Below are 17,041 nucleotides of genomic sequence, written 5' to 3' on the forward strand. Positions count from 1 at the left end.
TTCCACGGCAGAAAAGTACGTGCCTGAGATTTAAATCTGTGTTTTGGGCAGAAGGTTCAGGACTCGGATTTCAATCTCGGACGCGTACTTTTCTGATGCGCAAACCAAGGCCGACTTTTTCAACAGAATCGGCCCGAAAGCTTCAAAAAAATGCCCGGACTTAGCCGGGCTCGTTAAAAAAATTCAGCGCGAATCCACCTCTTTCGCGATCTCGACGGATGATTTTTCCCTGCGCCTCTGAAGCCAGCTATAGAACGCATGTACCGGATGGAGGACGGCGGTAAGCACGCCAAGCAGCAGGATGATGAAAATGATGATCAGCGGGATGCTTTCGTGCGAGAACATGGTGGGTTACTCCTGTATTCACTATGTCGGAACCCACAGGCTAGACGCATAGAACAATGTTTTTGATGAACGTATATTCATCCTCGGGTTCGTCAATTGTGCTACAGAGAGAGTCGCCAAACTGATTATGAATGTGCTTTGTACGGTGGCTGTGGCGAGGCCGAGATCTACTGCTTAAGCATCAAACTGCGCCATAGGATCACAGTTGGTGCAACAGGCACGACGTCCGTTTGCTGCGCTTCCTGTTTCGGCAACTCTAGTGTCGTCAACTCGCTCAGCCCGGATGAAGAATGCTGCTGTGCTAAAAGTTGCTCGGGCTCTTCGGTCGACTCATCGATAGGCGGCGTAGTCATTTGATCGAAACAACGACCTTGCCTTTGGCTCGTCCCTGCTCGACATACTTCAACGCCTCTGCCGTTGATTCAAAGGGGAAGGCGCGGTCAATCACCGGTTTGATGATGCCGGCCTCAATGAGCGCGGTTATTTGTTGCAGTTGGGTGCCGTTGGCCCGCATGAATACAAACTTGTAGCTGACGTCCTGCTTGCGGGCCTTGCGCCGAATACTGAGGCTCAGCAGGCGCATGATTTGCTTCAATGGCCAGGACAACCCTTGCTCCTGCGCGAACTGCGCAGTGGGTGGCCCAGAGATGGAAATGAGCTGGCCACCTGGCTTGAGCACCTTGAGTGACTTCTCCAGGACATCGGCACCGAGACTGTTCAACACTACGTCGTAGTCGTGCAAGACACTTTCGAAGTTCTGCTGTTTGTAGTCGATCACCAAATCGGCCCCCAATGCCTTCACCCATTCGACATTCGCAGTGCTGGTGGTTGTAGCGACAAAGGCACCGAGGTGTTTGGCGAGCTGGATGGCGAGGGTGCCGACGCCGCCGGAGCCGGCGTGAATCAGCACTTTCTGACCCTTTTTCAGTTGGGCGGTTTCGACCAGCACTTGCCAGGCGGTCAATGCAACCAAGGGGAGGGACGCGGCTTGTGCCATGCTGGTATTGGCAGGTTTCAGGGCGATCGCGTTCTCGTTCACGGCGATCAATTCGGCGAACGTGCCGATACGAGCTTCCGGTGGGCGAGCGTACACTTCGTCTCCCGGTTTGAAGCGTGTCACCTTCGAGCCCACCTCAATCACGACGCCTGCCAGATCGTTACCCAGGATCAACGGAAATGAGTAGGGCAGGATCAGCTTGAATTCGCCTTTGCTGATCTTCGAATCCAGCACGTTGACGCTGCTGGCGTGTACCTCGATCAAAACGTCGTGGGCACTCACTGCGGGGGCGGGAGCTTCGCCAATCCGCCCGGGGTTCTTGCCATAGCGATTAATTAGAAATGCTTTCATCGTGGTGCGGCTCTTTTCGATTGTAAGGAGGGTAGCCGGTGCGTTGCTGCGCCGTATTGTCAGGCATCGAGGAACGCCTGCGCCTTGGCCACAAAGTCAACGTGGTGTTGGAAAATGCCGCCGTGCCCGGCATCCTCATAAATCACCAGTTGTGCGTTGGGGATACGCTTTGCCAGTGCACTCGAGTGAACGCTGGGCACCATGATGTCGTTGTCGCCGTTGACAATCAGCGTCGGCGTCCGCAAGCGCCCGAGGTCTTGCGGCGGCTGTTTGCCCCACGCGGTGATGGCTTTCAACTGCCGCAGGAAAGCGCTGGGCGTCGGGCCTTTGTCGCGATTTTTTTTGCGTGCTTTCAGGCGCTGTAAATACTGCGAGGCGGATCGACGGCCATTGGGCGTCGAAGTAAAGAACAGGTAGAACTTCGGATCGCGCCAGGTCAGCAAGCCTTTGAGCATCAATGGCCATGTCACCGAGCCGACCTTGTCGATACCGCTGCCGCCGGCTGGTCCGGTGCCGGTCAGAATCAAACGCCGCACCAAATCAGGCGCCTTCAGGGCGATGCCCTGAGCGACGAAACCGCCGAGGGAGAAACCGAGCACATCAACGGTTTCCAACCCCAGCGCATGGATCAGCTGGATGGCATCGTCAGCCATTTCGTCGACGGTCAGTGGTGCGCTTCCACCAGAGCCGCCGATGCCGCGATAGTCGGTGGTAATGACGCGTCTGGTTTGTGCAAGGCCATCGATGATCGCGGGGTCGAAGTTGTCCAGCACCGCGCCCCAATGGTTGAACAGTACGAGGGGCACGCCGGAATGGGGGCCGATGTCGCGATAGGCGAAGGGAATGCCGTTGACCGTGATCGACTGATTCGCCGCGTTTATGAACGACGTCGGCGAACCCGAGGGGGAATTTGTCTGCGTTTGATTCATTGCTACTCCGGACAGTGGCCGGGTTCGATGCAGTGCCTTGCGCCTGCATCGAATCCGGCGCGAATGCTCGCTACCAAAAGATCACGGTTGGGTCTGGTAGCGCTGGGCAACTGCAGACTGGCGGATTTGCCCCAGCAGGCCCTGACGTGCGCTCTGCAGCTCATCCCAGCGTTCCGCTTCGTGCAGCGGCGGGATGGTCACGGGTTCGCGACGATCAAAACCGACTAGGGCGGCATCCACCAGATCGCCCACTTCCATGATTTCGCTCAAGGTGTTGATGTCGACGCCGGAGCGATCCCAGATCTCCGTGCGGGTGGCGGCGGGCAGCACGGCCTGCACGTAGACGCCTTGAGGCGAGAGTTCCAGGCTCAGGCCCTGGGAAAGGAACAGCACAAATGCCTTGGTCGCACCGTAGACCGTCATGCCGAACTCCGGCGCGAGGCCTACCACCGAACCGATGTTGATGATCGCGCCGTCGCCTGCCTTGGCCAGGCGTGGGGCGATGGCGCTGGCGAGCCGCACCAGCGCCGTGGTGTTGAGGGCGACCAGTTGCGCAACGCTGTCGGTGCTCTGGTCGATGAAGTTACCGGACAGCGCGGCGCCGGCGTTATTGACGAGGATGCCGATGCGGGCGTCGTCGCGCAGGCGGCTTTCAACGGTTGTCAGATCGCTGAGTTGGGTCAAGTCCGCCGCAATGACATCGACGGCGACGTCGTGTTCGCTGCGCAACCGGGCTGCAAGTGCGTCCAGGCGTGCCTGGTCGCGGGCGACCAGTACCAGATCGTGACCGCGTTGCGCGAAGCGTTCGGCGTAAACGGCGCCAATGCCAGTGGAGGCGCCAGTGATGAGAACAGTAGGGCGGGTGCTCATGGGGTATCTCTCTTTCAGGATGTGTGAAACAGAAAGCGCGATCACTGATGGCTCAGCTTGCGGTGGCGCTCGATTCAGCCAGCGTCGGGTAGTCGATGTAGCCAGCCGCACCGCCGCCATAGAGGGTGGCGGGATTGAACGCGGACAACGGCGCGCCACGTTTGAGGCGCTCCACCAGATCCGGATTGCCAATGAACGGGCGACCGAAGGCGATCAGGTCGGCCTGGTCTTCAGCGAGCTTCGAAGTCGCCAGGTCCAGGTCATAGCCGTTGTTAGCGATGTAGGTGTTTTTGAAGCGCTGGCGCAGGGCACCGAAATCGAAGGGCTCCACGTTGCGCGGGCCACCGGTCGCGCCTTCGACCACGTGCAGATAAACCACGTCGAGGGCGTCGAGTTGTTCAACGACGTAATCGAATTGCGCCTGCGGATCGCTGCTGGATACGCCATTGGCCGGCGAAACCGGAGACAGGCGCACACCGGTGCGATCCGCGCCGATTTCATTAACGACCGCCGCCGTCACTTCGAGCAACAGGCGCGCACGATTTTCAATCGAACCGCCGTAAGCGTCGGTACGCAGATTGGCGCTGTCCTTGAGGAATTGATCCAGCAAATAGCCGTTTGCACCGTGAATCTCCACACCATCGAACCCGGCGGCGACCGCGTTTGCCGCGGCCTGGCGGAAATCGGCGACGATCCCCGACAGTTCGCTGATGTCCAGTGCGCGCGGCTCGGAGACGTCTTCAAAACGGTTGTTGACGAACACTTTGGTGGCGGCGCGCAGTGCAGAAGGGGCCACAGGAGCGGCGCCGTTTTCTTGCAGATCAACATGCGACACACGGCCGACATGCCACAGTTGCAGAAAGATTTTTCCGCCCTTGGCGTGGACGGCATCGGTCACGGTGCGCCAGCCGTCTATCTGCTTCTGCGTGTAGATCCCGGGGGTGTCCTGATAGCCCTGGCCCTGTCGGGAAATCTGCGTGGCTTCGCTGATCAGCAGGCCGGCGCTGGCGCGTTGGCTGTAATAGGTGGCCGCGAACTCGCTGGGGACAAAGCCCTGGCCTGCGCGGTTACGTGTCAGCGGCGCGAGGACTACCCGGTTCGACAGCGTTAGGCTGCCAAGGGTGTAAGGGGTGAACAGATTCTGATTGGTCATCTGGTATTTCTTCCGTGCCCGTTGATGGAGATCGGTGTTGCGTGCAATTAGGATGATGATCGAAATCTAAACTGTCAACGGTTTTGATTATGACCAGCATCTATGTATGATTGGACGCATGATTTCCCGGTAAACACGAGGTATTGCACGTGAGAGTGACCAAGGCCCAGGCGCAGGCCAATCGAGAGCACATCGTTGAAACGGCCTCAGAGCTGTTCCGTGAGCGCGGCTTTGATGGCGTCGGTGTGGCGGATCTCATGGCGGCTGCCGGTTTCACCCATGGAGGCTTCTACAAGCACTTCGGGTCGAAGGCCGACCTGATGGCCGAAGCCTCGGCCTGCAGTCTTGCCAAATCGCTGACAGGCGCCCAAGCGCTCGATGTTCCGGGCTTCATCAACGTCTATGTGACCCGAGAACATCGGGACGGACGTGGCAGCGGTTGCACCATGGCCGCGTTGTGCGGCGACGCGGCGCGTCAATCGGATGATGTGAAAACGACATTTGCCGAAGGCATTGAACACACCCTGCAAACGCTGGGAGAGAAATATCCAACGGGACCGGATGCCGAGGCGGGAGAGGGGAGAAAGAAAATGATTGACCTGCTGTCTCGTGCTGTCGGCGCGATTATTTTGTCGCGTGCCTGCCCGGATGATTCTGCACTCGCGGATGAGATCCTTGAGGTTTGTCGCGCTGAAATGTTTGCTTCGTTGCCGGTCGATGAAGTTGAACCGGTGTTGAAGGGAGATTAATTCAAAGCGTGAACCGCCTATCCGCGCGATCAAAATACGCTACACACTTTTTTGACCAATTTGATTTGAGCGGGATTTGTAGAAAACCAGCTAAGAAATCTAGCTATATATTAGTTTTGCTATCCTCTTTGCGGTCAGTCATGCGTCGTCTGAATAAGGAAACTTCTATGACTACTGCACATGTTTTCATCGCCATCAGTCTAGATGGCTATATCGCCAGGTCCGACGGTGACATTGACTGGCTATTGCAGCGCGATGATCAGAGTGAGGATCACGGCTACCTGGGCTTCATCGCCGATAAGGATGCTATCGTGATGGGGAGGGGGAGCTATGAGAAAGTGCTGACCTTCGACACTTGGTTCTACGACCTGCCAGTAATCGTGTTGTCTCAACAGTTGGCCGATTCACAGGTGCCTAATGCGCTAGAGGGAAAAGTGCGTTTTTCCAACCTCACTCCTTCAGACCTGCTGGCGGAACTGGCGAGGCAAGGTGTGCATCGAGTCTATGTCGATGGCGGGCAATTGGTGCAGTCATTCCTGCGTGACGGGTTAGTCGCCGATATGGTGATCACCACTGTTCCCGTGCTGATTGGGTCGGGAAGACCATTGTTCGGGGCCCTTACGCAGGACATTGAATTGAAGCTAGTAAATAGCCGGTGTTTTCCTTCCGGTCTAGTGCAGTCAACCTATCAGTTGGTTCCTTGATTTTCCGGAGGGAGGCCCGATCCAAAAACGAGGGTGAGATGGCATCTCGTCCACGGTACTGTCGTCTAAATGACCACTACTGGTCGGTTTCTGCCTGTCGCCAAGGCTGCAACCGGCCCAGAGTGTGTAAAAACGCCTTCGCGAACACTTGCTATGATTTCTGAGGATTTCATCGCAGGGATCGCCCATGAAGCGCTTCATCCAAGGTGAACATCGAGGCCAAGGCACCTTACTTCCCGAGAGCCTCGACGACTACGTCAGCGATACCAATCCGGTGCGCGTAGTCGACGTCTTTGTCGACGAACTCGACCTGGTCAATCTGGGTTTTGACGGTGCCATTCCAGCCGATACTGGCCGGCCTGCTTACCACCCCGCGATATTGCTAAAGATCTACATCTACGGCTATCTCAACCGCATCCAGTCGAGCCGACGTTTGGAGCGAGAAGCTCAACGCAACGTCGAGCTGATGTGGTTGACCGGTCGTTTGATGCCGGACTTCAAGACCATCGCCAACTTCCGAAAAGACAACAGCAAAGCCATCCGAGGCGTCTGTCGCCAGTTCGTCGTGCTGTGTCAGCAGTTGGGACTATTCGGAGAAAATCTGGTCGCCGTCGATGGCAGTAAATTCAAAGCAGTCAACAACCGCGACCGCAATTTCACCAGCGCCAAACTGAAACGGCGAATGGAAGAAATTGAATCGAGTATCAACCGTTATCTAGCGGCACTCGATGCTGCCGATCGGCAAGAACCAACAGCTTCCGAGCCCAGCGCGGTGCGACTGGAAGAGAAAATCGCCAAGCTAAAAACGCAAATGAAAGAGCTTCAGGCGATCGAAATCCAGCTCAATGAATCGCCGGATAAACAGGTCTCACTGACCGATCCAGATGCCCGCTCCATGATGACGCGCGGCGCGGGAATCGTCGGCTACAACGTGCAGACTGCGGTCGATACTCAGCACCATTTGATCGTTGCTCACGAGGTGACTAACGTCGGTTCCGACCGCGACCAACTCAGCTCGATGGCCAAGCAGGCCCGCGAGGCGATGGCGTCAGATACGTTGTCGGTAGTGGCTGACCGAGGTTACTTCAAAAGCGAACAAATCCTGGCTTGTCACGATGCAGGCATCACCGCCTATGTGCCCAAGCCGATGACCTCCGGAGCCAAGGCTGACGGGCGCTTCAATAACGATGCCTTCATCTATGACGCGGCAAAAAACGAATACATTTGCCCGGCTGGAGAAGCGCTGATCTGGCACTATTCCTACGTTGAAAAAGGCCTGAAGTTGCATCGTTACTGGAGTTCGAAATGCCAGGGCTGCGCGTTGAAATCGCAGTGCACACCGAGCACGGAACGACGAGTTCGACGCTGGGAGCATGAAACCGTATTGGAGGAAATGCAGCTTCGGCTGAGCAAAGCCTCGGAGATGATGCGAGTCCGAAAACGGACGGTTGAGCATCCCTTCGGGACGCTCAAACAATGGATGGGTGCGACGCACTTCCTGACCCGAAAGCTGGCCGGGGTGAGTGCGGAGATGAGTTTGAATGTGCTCGCCTACAACATGAAACGGGTCATGAAAATCATCGGTACCCATCACTTGATGAAGGCGTTAACGGCATAAAAGCCGGCCTGTTTTTTACTTCTCCCAATGATCTGGAGCATTGCCGGGACCGGTTTAGCTCATCAGTAAGGCATCGTGCCCTTGATCAGGCTGCGAAGCGGGACTGCCTCTCAGCCTTGAAGATCGAAACGGGATCTAGCGTTTTTACACACTCTGGACCCTAAGCAGCCTCTGCCCATCGGCTGCTATCGGTCGATTGAGTTGGCTAATCGGTTTCGCTTAGCACGTAACTGCAAACCCGAAGCCGTTGGCAAAATACGCTCTCTAGCGCGCAGCGGTAATTCCTTTGTTCGTCCATGATTTAACGGTATTTTGAAGTTCTCAACGTAGGACAATCCATGGCCATCCACGCACCCACCCCCGCGCAAAAACACTTGGCAGTGTTAATCGACGCCGACAATGCCCCCGCAGCAATTGTCGAAGGTTTATTCGAGGAAATCGCCAAGTACGGTGTCGCCAACGTCAAGCGGATCTATGGCGACTGGACTGGCCCTCAGTTGGGTGGATGGAAAAAGGTGCTACTCGACCATTCGATTCAGCCTATCCAACAGTTCGCGTACACCAAAGGTAAAAACGCAACAGACAGTGCCTTGATCATCGACGCAATGGACCTGCTGTATACCCGACGCTTCGACGGTTTCTGCCTGGTTTCGAGCGACAGTGACTTCACTCGCCTCGCTTCTCGGTTACGAGAGGAAGGTTTGACGGTCTATGGGTTTGGTGAAGAAAAAACCCCGAGACCGTTCGTGTCGGCCTGCGACAAGTTCATCTATACCGAATTGCTGCGCGGCGAAGTGCTTGTTGCTGCGAGCAATGGAAATGATCGACCCGAACCCGAGCCACCCGCCGAAATTGAGGCCGTCAAAGTCGTCAGTACGCCAGAGGTAAAAAAGCTACCTAAGGCGCCAGTAAGTTTCATCGCAAAGATCTTGGATGACATCGCCGATGAGGACGGCTGGGCTCACTTGGGTGCGCTGGGCACCAACATCACCAAATTGAGACCTGAGTTCGACCCTCGCACCCATGGTTATAAAAAGCTCAGTGAGTTGATCAAGGGTTATCCGGATACGTTTGAACTGCAAACTAGAGGAACGTCGGGAGTGGGCGGTTCAATACTCTATGCCCGGCACCGACAGCCGAGTTCATAGCACTCATCACCAACGACCGCTCCTGGCCCTGTTGAGATGGGCTGAAATCGCCCCCAGACTGCCATCGACGACTCAGCTTATGGCGTGCGTAGAATAGCGGCTTCCCCATTTTCAAAGGAATGATCCAGTGATCACTTGCCACGTCAGGTATGTAATCGATCCCTACCAGCTCCCGGCTTTCGAAAGCTATTCTCGCCATTGGATTCGTGTGGTGACCCGTATGGGAGGAAACCACCATGGCTACTTTCTACCAGCCGAAGGCGCCAACAACATCGCTTACTGTCTATTCAGCTTTTCCAGCCTGGCAGATTATGAGCAGTATCGTAGGGAGGTCGGAGTTGATCCGGAGTGTGTTCAATTGGTGACGCAGGCCACCGAGCAAAAATTCATCCTGAGCTATGAGCGCAGTTTCCTTCGTCCCATTCTGGATTGAGCTGACGTGTTTTCGGCCGCGCGCGGGCCACCAAAAAGGCGGCTTTTGGCTGATAGCAGTCATTTTCAGCCAAGGAAAAGTAGCCGTCGTCACTCCGGTGCCATCGGGACTGCGAGCGTAAGCTTGATGAACTCCTCGTTCTTGTCGATGGTGTCCAAGGCACCACGCAAATTGTCGGTGGGCGTCAGCCGAGTCATGAGCCTCGACCCAGTTGGAACGCTCCAGGATGGCGGCTTCGAGAGCGAGTTGATTTTCGTTGATCTTGTATGGCAGGGAGGGGAGAAGGTTTGAATTGTGGCATCGCTAATCCTCGGTTTTAAGGACAGCGTGGCATCGCGTTACATGAAGGATTTTTAACGATCGGCAGGACGCCGGAGGAGGGGGGCAGCTGCTGAGTTCTGGAACACGTCAATAATAGTTATGGAACACATGCCCAACGGCGAGATTGCCGCCAACCCCCAGATACGACAAAGCCCTGAATAATCAGGGCTTTGTCGTACATAAGATGGCGGAGGCGATGGGATTCGAACTCATGGACCTGTTACAGTCGACGGTTTTCAAGACCGTTGCCTTAAACCACTCGGCCACACCTCCGTTTGCGTTGCGGGCGCCATAATACCTGAATGAAACACACTGTCAAACTCTCTGCATGGCTTGTTACAGAGCGTCTGTTATGATCTTTGCGACTGAACGTTTCAAACCAACAGGAGTGTCGCCATGCGCGAACAGGATTACGCAGTTAATAACAGCGTGCAGGCTGAGCAGCTAGAGGTTAGCCGCGTCCTGCGCAACACTTACGGCCTACTCGCCCTCACCCTCGCATTCAGCGGCGTGATGGCGTTTGTCGCACAGCAGATGCGTGTCGGTTACCCGAACGTCTTCGTGGTGCTGATCGGCTTCTACGGCCTTTTCTTCCTCACCAACAAACTCCGTGACTCGGCGTGGGGCCTGGTTTCTGCGTTCGCGCTGACCGGTTTCATGGGTTTCCTGCTCGGCCCGATCCTCAACCGTTACCTGGGCATGCAGGGCGGCGCGGAAGTGGTCAGCTCGGCCTTCGCGATGACCGCGCTGGTGTTCGGCGGCCTGTCGGCTTATGTGCTGATCACCCGTAAGGACATGAGCTTCCTGGGTGGTTTCATCACGGCCGGTTTCTTCGTGCTGCTGGGTGCGACGCTGGCGAGCTTCTTCTTCAAGATCAGCGGTCTGCAACTGGCGATTAGCGCAGGTTTCGTGCTGTTCTCCTCGGTCTGCATTCTGTTCCAGACCAGCGCCATCATTCACGGCGGCGAGCGTAACTACATCATGGCGACCATCAGCCTGTATGTATCGATCTACAACCTGTTCATCAGCTTGCTGCAACTGTTCGGCATCATGGGCCGCGATGATTGATCGCCAGCCTTGAGTAAAAAACCCGCTTCGGCGGGTTTTTTATCGTCTGGGAATCGGGGTATCCACGTCTTTGCGAACCAAACAGCACTCACGCCATCGGTGGCAGCCGGCGCTTGATCGGGGTTTTCTTGACGATGGCGGTGTTGGTTTCGGCGTGGGTGTTGAGGCGGTCGAGGAGGGTGTCCAGTTGTTCCATCGAGCGCACATGCAGGCGGGCGATGAAGCAGTCGTCACCGGTGACTTTGTCGCACTCGGTGAATTCGGGGATCGCCTGAATCTGCCGTTCCACTTCCTGCAACTGGCCCGGTAACGGGCGGATGCGGACGATGGCCTGGAGTTGATAGCCGAAGCATTTAGGGTCGATTTCGACGGTATAGCCCTTGAGTACGCCGCGTTCTTCGAGGCGACGCAGGCGCTCGGCAACGCTGGGCGAGGACAGGCCGCTGATCTGTGCCAGGGCCTTGAGCGAGCGGCGGGAGTCTTCCATCAATGCGCTGATCAGCACTTGGTCGATGTCGTCGGTCATGGCGAATCCCCTGTTAGGCAATCGGCTGGATAAGCCTTGATAAAAAAGGCAGATACCGAGTTTAGCCTGCTTTTTGCGCTGGAGAAGCCCCCCGGCGGATTGGCATACTTTGGCCTCAAGCACAGGAGGTTGATGATGGACAGAACACTACGTCGCGGCTCATTCGAGATGACCGCCGCCATGCTGATTTCCGGAACCATTGGCTGGTTCGTGCTGGTGTCCGGGCAACCGGTGCTGGACGTGGTGTTCTGGCGCTGCGTTTTCGGTGCCGCCACCTTGTTGCTGATCTGCGCAGCGTTCGGCTTTCTGCGCCCTGGCATTTTGACGTCCACCACGTTCTTGTTGGCCGTACTGAGTGGTGTGGCGATTGTCGGTAACTGGGTGCTGTTGTTCGCGTCCTATTCTCGCGCCTCGATTGCCATCGGCACGGCGGTTTATAACGTCCAGCCGTTCATGCTGGTGGGGCTGGCCGCGCTGTTTCTCGGGGAGAAAATCACCCTGCAAAAACTGTTCTGGCTGGGCATTTCGTTTCTCGGGATGCTGGCGATTGTCAGCGCACATGGCGAGCAAGGCGAGGGTGGCAACGATTACCTGATGGGGATCGCTCTGGCCTTGGGTGCTGCCTTCCTGTACGCGATTGCCGCGTTGATCATCAAACGCCTGACCGGCACGCCACCGCATCTGATCGCGTTGATCCAGGTCTGCACTGGCGTGCTGTTGCTCGCGCCTTTTGCGCACTTCTCGGCGATACCGCAAGCGCCCAGTGCCTGGGCCAGCCTGGTGACCCTGGGTATCGTGCATACCGGTTTGATGTATGTGCTGCTCTACGGGGCAATTCAAAAGCTGCCGACCGCCCTGACCGGCGCGTTGTCGTTCATTTATCCGATTGCGGCGATTTTCGTGGACTGGTTCGCCTTTGGCCATCGCCTGGAGCCGCTGCAATGGATCGGTGTCGCCGCGATTCTGCTGGCTGCCGCCGGGATGCAACAGGGTTGGGGCCTGAAGCTTCGGCGGGTGGCTACACAATAAACGGCCTCTCAGATGTTCCAGCGCGGTGCGGTTTTCGCCAGACGCTGGCGCATCTCGCCGATGTTCGCGGTCAATTGTCGGGTCAGCAATCGGTAGCCATCCAGCGGACTGCAGACTGGCATATCAAGCGTAGAGTCCAATGGCGGTTCGGCTGGCCGGCTGAGCCGTTGTGAAGCGCCCGATTTCAATGCCCGAGCCATACCGATCAGTTGCACCCGGATCAGTCGGTGCTCGGTTTTCAGTGCCGATTGCAGATGGGCCATTGCCTCAGAGTCATCGGCATTCGGCCGGCTATTGCCGAGGATCTCCAGGATGCTGACACACATCCGCAGATTGCGTTGAATCGCATCGAGTTCGGTCATGGAGACCCGCACTTCCTTGGACACCGAGGGCATCAGTGAGCGCAGTTGCACCATGACTGTGTTCAAGCGATTCATGAGCTTCAGGTGCTCGTCAGCGGCAACTGACTCGCCGTTGATGATACGGCCGTAGATTGCCGCGCAGTCGCGCAACGCATCGGCCAGGTTGTAGCGCCAGGAGTACACCGCGTACAGCGGCAGGGCGAAGGAGAAAGCCAGTGCCAGGGCGATGCCGATCAGAATATCCACCCCGCGCCACAGGCCATCGGTGACCGGGTTGTCACCATGCCCCGCAACGATAAACACGGTGATTGCCGACAGCAGCGCCGTATAACCACCCTTGCCGATGGCGTGGTACGAGAAAAATCCGCACACCACCGACATTGCGAAATACGTCAGCCACGGCATCCCGAGCCAGGCCTGTTGCGCCACCAGCAACAAGCCGACACCGGCCCCGATCAAGGTGCCGATGGCTCGCTCGGCGGCTTTTTTGCCGATATTGCCGTGGTGCTGCAAGCCGCCGATCACCACCAGCATGGTCACCGACGCCCATTCGCCGTGGGGCAGATGGATGCCGGTGGTCAGCAGAATCGTCGCCAGCAACCCCAACGAAACCCGCACCGCATGGATCAGTTTGGCGTGGCGGTAGCGCCGGTACGGGTCCAGCAATGGACGCAGTATTCGGCGCAACAGCGGCGGCAGTCGAAGGCCTTTGATGATGCTCAGTCTGGTGTCCTCAGAAAATATAGTCGGTGGTCAGGAAGCTCGAGTTCCGGCCGCTGATGATCTCGCTGAGAAGCTCTTTGCTGCTTTCCTGGAACTTGGTCGCCACCAGGGTCCGGATCGAAAACACCCGTAGCGCATCGTGCACCGATAACGTGCCCTCGGCGGAGTTCTTGCGGCCGTTGAACGGGTAGGTGTCCGGGCCGCGTTGGCACTGGGCGTTGAGGTTGATCCGGCCGACCTGGTTGGCGAAGGTATCCACCAGCCTGCCGACCGCCACCGGGTTGGTGCCGAAGATGCTCAGTTGCTGGCCGAAGTCGGATTCCAGGACGTAATCGATCACGGTGTCCAGATGACGGTAAGGCACGATCGGCACGACCGGGCCGAACTGTTCTTCCTGATAGACGCGCATCTGCGGTGTCACCGGGTACAACACGGCCGGGTAGAAGAACGATGCCCGGGACTCACCACCATTGGGGTTGACCACGGCGGCGCCTTTGCTGACCGCGTCCGCCACCAGCGAATGCAGATAATCGACTTTGCTCGCCTCCGGCAGCGGTGTCAGGGCCACGCCGCTGTCCCACGGCATGCCGGGTTTCAGTGAGGCGAGCCTGGCGTTGAATTTCTCGATGAACGCCTCGACTACGTCTTCATGGACGAAGAGGATTTTCAGCGCGGTGCAACGCTGACCGTTGAACGACAGGGAGCCGGTGACGGCTTCGCTGACCGCGTTGTCCAGATCCACCTCAGGCAACACAATGCCGGGGTTCTTCGCATCCAGGCCCAGTGCCGCACGCAAGCGGTGAGGCCTTGGGTGGAGTTTTTTCAGGTCGCTGGCGGCCTTGTTGGTGCCGATAAACGCAAAGATATCGATCTTGCCGCTGGCCATCAGTGCGCTGACGGTCTCGCGGCCACTGCCGTAAATGACGTTGATCACCCCGGCCGGGAAGCTGTCGCGAAAGGCTTCCAGCAGCGGACGAATCAACAGCACCCCAAGCTTGGCCGGCTTGAACACCACGGTGTTGCCCATGATCAGCGCCGGAATCAGCGTGGTGAAGGTCTCGTTCAGCGGATAGTTGTAAGGCCCCATGCACAACGCCACGCCCAGCGGAACGCGGCGGATCTGGCCGAGGGTGTCCTGCTCCAGTTCGAAGCGGCTGGAGCGGCGGTCGAGTTCCTTGAGGGCGTTGATGGTGTCGACGATGTAGTCGCAGGTGCGGTCGAACTCTTTCTCCGAGTCCTTGAGGTTCTTGCCGATTTCCCACATCAGCAACTTGACCACCGCATCGCGCTGCTGGCGCATGCGACCGAGGAAGGTTTCGACGTGCTGAATGCGCTCGGCCACGCGCATGGTCGGCCACAGGCCCTGGCCCCGATCATAGGCGCGGACAGCCGCGTCGAGCGCGGTCAGTGCGGTGTCGGCATCGAGCAGCGGCGTGCTGCCGAGGATCACTTGTTCATCGCCATTCGCGCCGCTCAGGTACACCGGGCTGCGCACCTGGGCGAGGGGGCCGGACCAGGTTTTCAGTTCACCGTCGACCAGGTATTCGCGCTGTTCGGTCTGGCCATTGAGGCGGTACTTTTCCGGGATGCTGTCGGCGGTGGGAAACAGGTTGCCAAGGATCGATGCTGTGGTCATGTCGCTACCCCGTCTGGATTGGGTGATGCACTGATGAATCGTTTTAGCAGACCTCTACCTTGCTTGTCATGACTCATCTTATGGTTTTTTTTGCTCGGCGTTGTGGATCGTGAATCTGTCGGCCATCTGCGCATGAAAGCGCCCGTAGCAACTGCGATCTTTTGTCCTTGAAAGCACACAAGTAATGATCCCCCGGTTAAACTTCACGCTCTTTCTAAAGGAGTTCATATGAGTTACTACCAGCCGGGCATTCTCGCCACCCCAGTTCCGCCTCAAGCTCGTCATATGTTCTTCGCCCTCGAATCCGCTGAGGCACTGCCGGCAGCGCTGGATAACCTGATGCGCCTGGTGGACGGGAAGTCGGCGGTGGTCGGTTTCGGTGAGTCCCTGGTCAAGGCGCTGCACGCGCAGATCGACGGCTTGCGCGCCTTTCCTGCGCTGGTCGGTGTCGGTGTCGACAACCCGTCGACCCAACACGCGCTCTGGTGCTGGCTGCACGGTGTTGACCGTGGCGAATTGCTCAATCGCAGCCACGCGATCGAAGCCGCGCTGGCACCGGCACTGCGTCTGGTGCAGATGAACGAAACCTTCCGCCACATGACCGGCAACGACCTGACCGGTTACGAAGACGGTACCGAAAACCCTCATGATGAGGCCGCTGTAGCCGCCGCGCTGCTGGGCGAGGGGGCTGAGGGGCTGGTCGGTGGCAGCTTCGCCGCGATCCAGCAATGGCAGCATGACTTGAAAGGCTTCCACGCGATGCCGTCCCATGAGCAGGACAACATCATGGGGCGGCGCCTGAGCGACAACGAAGAACTCGACGATGCGCCAATCTCTGCCCACGTCAAACGCACCGCCCAGGAAAGCTTCGCACCTGAAGCCTTCGTGGTCCGTCGCTCGATGCCGTGGATCGAAGGCGATCGCGCCGGCCTGATGTTCCTGGCGTTCGGTTTTTCCCTCGATGCATTCGAAGCCCAGCTGCGGCGCATGAGCGGTCTGGAAGACGGCATCACCGACGGTTTGTATCGCATCAGCCGACCGATCACTGGCGGCTACTACTGGTGCCCGCCGCTCAAGGACGGTCGCCTCGACCTGCGCGCATTGCGTGTCGGCTAAATAGCGAAACCAGAAAAAGATCGCAGGCTTCGCCAGCGCCTACAGATTCAGGCGAAGTCCGCGATCTTTTGATCTTGCTCCTGGTCACCTTGACGTCGCCAAAAGATCCCGGCCTGCGTAGAGCGTGTGCGGCAGTCAGAACGATTTGCTGACACTCGCCACCAGGGTCGCGCTGCACACATCGTCGAACCCCCAGTTGCTGATGCATTGGCTTTTCGACAAATCGGTGTCGATGTAACTCAACCCCAGCAGCACCCCGGCCACTTCGCGGGTCAGCTTCGCCTCCCACTCGTGATAAGCCTCCTCGCCATGCCCCGAGGCCGAATACAGGCGCGGGTCTTTGAAGTCCATTTCGCCGTAGCGCAGTTTCAGCCCCAGCCCATAGGGCAATTCGGTTTCGTAGCCAACGTAGCGGTACAACGTGCTCTGTTTGCTGTCGATGCCTGGTGCATCGGCAGAGTAATAGGCCGCGAGTTTCACGCCATAGACATCGAGAATCCCGTAGACCTCGCTCTGATTGAACTGGCTCTCTTTTGGATACGCGTATTTGAGATAGCCGACATCCAGGCTGATGGCGTCGGTCGCCTGCCACAGCCAACCACCGTAGTAGTCGACTTCCTGGCGGGTTTTCAGGCCACCGCCGAAATCGACGTTCGAACTCCAGGCGCCCAGGTACAGGCCGCTGCTGTGGGCCAGGGTTACACCGGCTTGCGCGGCGGGGTCGTTTTGGGTTTGCGAAATACCGCGAGTGCGATAGTCGCTGGCCAGGGTCAGGTCGACCAGCACGGCGAAGTCGTCATTCAAGGGCAGGGCCTGGCTGCCCAGGGGCAACAGGCTGAAGGATGCGAGGGCGAACAGGGTGAACGCTTTCATGGTGCAGTGCCTTTGTTGTGATTGTTATGGGCAGATTTGAGACAAAGCTGCTCCAGACCCCAGCGATGAACGCGGAGTTGGGCAGCGTGT

17 protein-coding genes, 1 tRNA gene and 1 pseudogene are annotated in these 17,041 nt (G+C 57.7%); 8 read left to right on the forward strand and 11 right to left on the reverse strand.

Features of this window, described 5'->3' with window-relative positions:
- Positions 1-183: 183 nt before the first annotated feature.
- The 5 genes from LOY36_RS11160 to LOY36_RS11180 form a co-directional block, all read right to left on the reverse strand.
- Positions 184-345 (reverse strand): hypothetical protein, encoded by a 162-nt coding sequence (locus LOY36_RS11160; protein WP_018927603.1) that lies wholly within the window; start codon positions 343-345, stop codon positions 184-186.
- A gap of 349 nt (positions 346-694) precedes the next feature.
- Positions 695-1,693, reverse strand: coding sequence for an NADP-dependent oxidoreductase (locus tag LOY36_RS11165; protein ID WP_258673514.1), 999 nt, complete (start codon positions 1,691-1,693; stop codon positions 695-697).
- A gap of 59 nt (positions 1,694-1,752) precedes the next feature.
- A complete protein-coding gene (locus LOY36_RS11170) occupies positions 1,753-2,622 on the reverse strand; it encodes an alpha/beta fold hydrolase (protein ID WP_258673515.1) in 870 nt (289 codons plus the stop codon).
- Between the two features lie 81 nt (positions 2,623-2,703).
- Positions 2,704-3,492, reverse strand: a complete 789-nt coding sequence (locus LOY36_RS11175; RefSeq protein WP_019649210.1) for an SDR family oxidoreductase — start codon at positions 3,490-3,492, stop codon at positions 2,704-2,706.
- Between the two features lie 52 nt (positions 3,493-3,544).
- Positions 3,545-4,645 (reverse strand): alkene reductase, encoded by a 1,101-nt coding sequence (locus LOY36_RS11180; protein ID WP_258673516.1) that lies wholly within the window; start codon positions 4,643-4,645, stop codon positions 3,545-3,547.
- A 149-nt stretch (positions 4,646-4,794) separates the two neighbouring features.
- On the opposite strand from LOY36_RS11180, the gene LOY36_RS11185 reads away from it, so the two are divergent.
- The 5 genes from LOY36_RS11185 to LOY36_RS11205 all read left to right on the forward strand — a co-directional run bounded on the left by LOY36_RS11185 (position 4,795) and on the right by LOY36_RS11205 (position 9,297).
- Positions 4,795-5,394 (forward strand): TetR/AcrR family transcriptional regulator, encoded by a 600-nt coding sequence (locus LOY36_RS11185; protein WP_258673517.1) that lies wholly within the window; start codon positions 4,795-4,797, stop codon positions 5,392-5,394.
- A 167-nt stretch (positions 5,395-5,561) separates the two neighbouring features.
- Positions 5,562-6,098, forward strand: coding sequence for a dihydrofolate reductase family protein (locus LOY36_RS11190; protein WP_018927610.1), 537 nt, complete (start codon positions 5,562-5,564; stop codon positions 6,096-6,098).
- A gap of 187 nt (positions 6,099-6,285) precedes the next feature.
- Positions 6,286-7,716: an IS1182 family transposase gene (locus LOY36_RS11195; RefSeq protein WP_258669015.1), complete on the forward strand. Its 1,431-nt coding sequence runs from the start codon at positions 6,286-6,288 to the stop codon at positions 7,714-7,716.
- 338 nt (positions 7,717-8,054) lie between these two features.
- Complete coding sequence (locus LOY36_RS11200; protein WP_258673518.1) at positions 8,055-8,864, forward strand: NYN domain-containing protein; 810 nt, start codon at positions 8,055-8,057, stop codon at positions 8,862-8,864.
- A gap of 127 nt (positions 8,865-8,991) precedes the next feature.
- A complete protein-coding gene (locus LOY36_RS11205; RefSeq protein WP_258673519.1) occupies positions 8,992-9,297 on the forward strand; it encodes an NIPSNAP family protein in 306 nt (101 codons plus the stop codon).
- Positions 9,298-9,386: 89 nt separating this feature from the next.
- Here LOY36_RS11205 and LOY36_RS11210 read toward each other — a convergent pair.
- Positions 9,387-9,570: pseudogene (locus tag LOY36_RS11210) on the reverse strand (hypothetical protein).
- Between the two features lie 233 nt (positions 9,571-9,803).
- Positions 9,804-9,891 (reverse strand) — tRNA-Ser (locus LOY36_RS11215).
- A 123-nt stretch (positions 9,892-10,014) separates the two neighbouring features.
- Here LOY36_RS11215 and LOY36_RS11220 point away from each other — a divergent pair.
- The gene (locus LOY36_RS11220; RefSeq protein WP_018927616.1) at positions 10,015-10,686 is read left to right on the forward strand and encodes a Bax inhibitor-1/YccA family protein; all 672 of its coding nucleotides are present in this window, start codon (positions 10,015-10,017) and stop codon (positions 10,684-10,686) included.
- Between the two features lie 88 nt (positions 10,687-10,774).
- Here the strand turns inward: LOY36_RS11220 and LOY36_RS11225 are convergent, their stop codons facing one another.
- Positions 10,775-11,212: an Lrp/AsnC family transcriptional regulator gene (locus LOY36_RS11225; RefSeq protein WP_007941786.1), complete on the reverse strand. Its 438-nt coding sequence runs from the start codon at positions 11,210-11,212 to the stop codon at positions 10,775-10,777.
- A gap of 135 nt (positions 11,213-11,347) precedes the next feature.
- Here LOY36_RS11225 and LOY36_RS11230 point away from each other — a divergent pair, with 135 nt between their 5' ends.
- Positions 11,348-12,241: a DMT family transporter gene (locus LOY36_RS11230; protein ID WP_258673521.1), complete on the forward strand. Its 894-nt coding sequence runs from the start codon at positions 11,348-11,350 to the stop codon at positions 12,239-12,241.
- Between the two features lie 8 nt (positions 12,242-12,249).
- Here LOY36_RS11230 and LOY36_RS11235 read toward each other — a convergent pair whose 3' ends face one another.
- Together LOY36_RS11235 and LOY36_RS11240 are read right to left on the reverse strand one after the other, a co-directional pair.
- Entirely contained in the window at positions 12,250-13,269 is a 1,020-nt protein-coding gene (locus LOY36_RS11235; protein ID WP_258674166.1) for an FUSC family protein, read from the reverse strand.
- A gap of 67 nt (positions 13,270-13,336) precedes the next feature.
- The gene (locus LOY36_RS11240) at positions 13,337-14,962 is read right to left on the reverse strand and encodes an NADP-dependent glyceraldehyde-3-phosphate dehydrogenase (protein WP_019649205.1); all 1,626 of its coding nucleotides are present in this window, start codon (positions 14,960-14,962) and stop codon (positions 13,337-13,339) included.
- Between the two features lie 228 nt (positions 14,963-15,190).
- Between LOY36_RS11240 and LOY36_RS11245 the strand changes: the two genes are divergently transcribed.
- Positions 15,191-16,078, forward strand: a complete 888-nt coding sequence (locus tag LOY36_RS11245; protein WP_258673522.1) for a Dyp-type peroxidase — start codon at positions 15,191-15,193, stop codon at positions 16,076-16,078.
- Positions 16,079-16,213: 135 nt separating this feature from the next.
- On the opposite strand, the gene LOY36_RS11250 is transcribed toward LOY36_RS11245, so the two are convergent.
- Positions 16,214-16,951: a TorF family putative porin gene (locus LOY36_RS11250; protein WP_019649203.1), complete on the reverse strand. Its 738-nt coding sequence runs from the start codon at positions 16,949-16,951 to the stop codon at positions 16,214-16,216.
- Positions 16,952-17,041: the final 90 nt, after the last annotated feature.

Origin of the sequence: Pseudomonas sp. B21-019 (genome assembly GCF_024749225.1) — a bacterium.
Taxonomy (GTDB): domain Bacteria; phylum Pseudomonadota; class Gammaproteobacteria; order Pseudomonadales; family Pseudomonadaceae; genus Aquipseudomonas.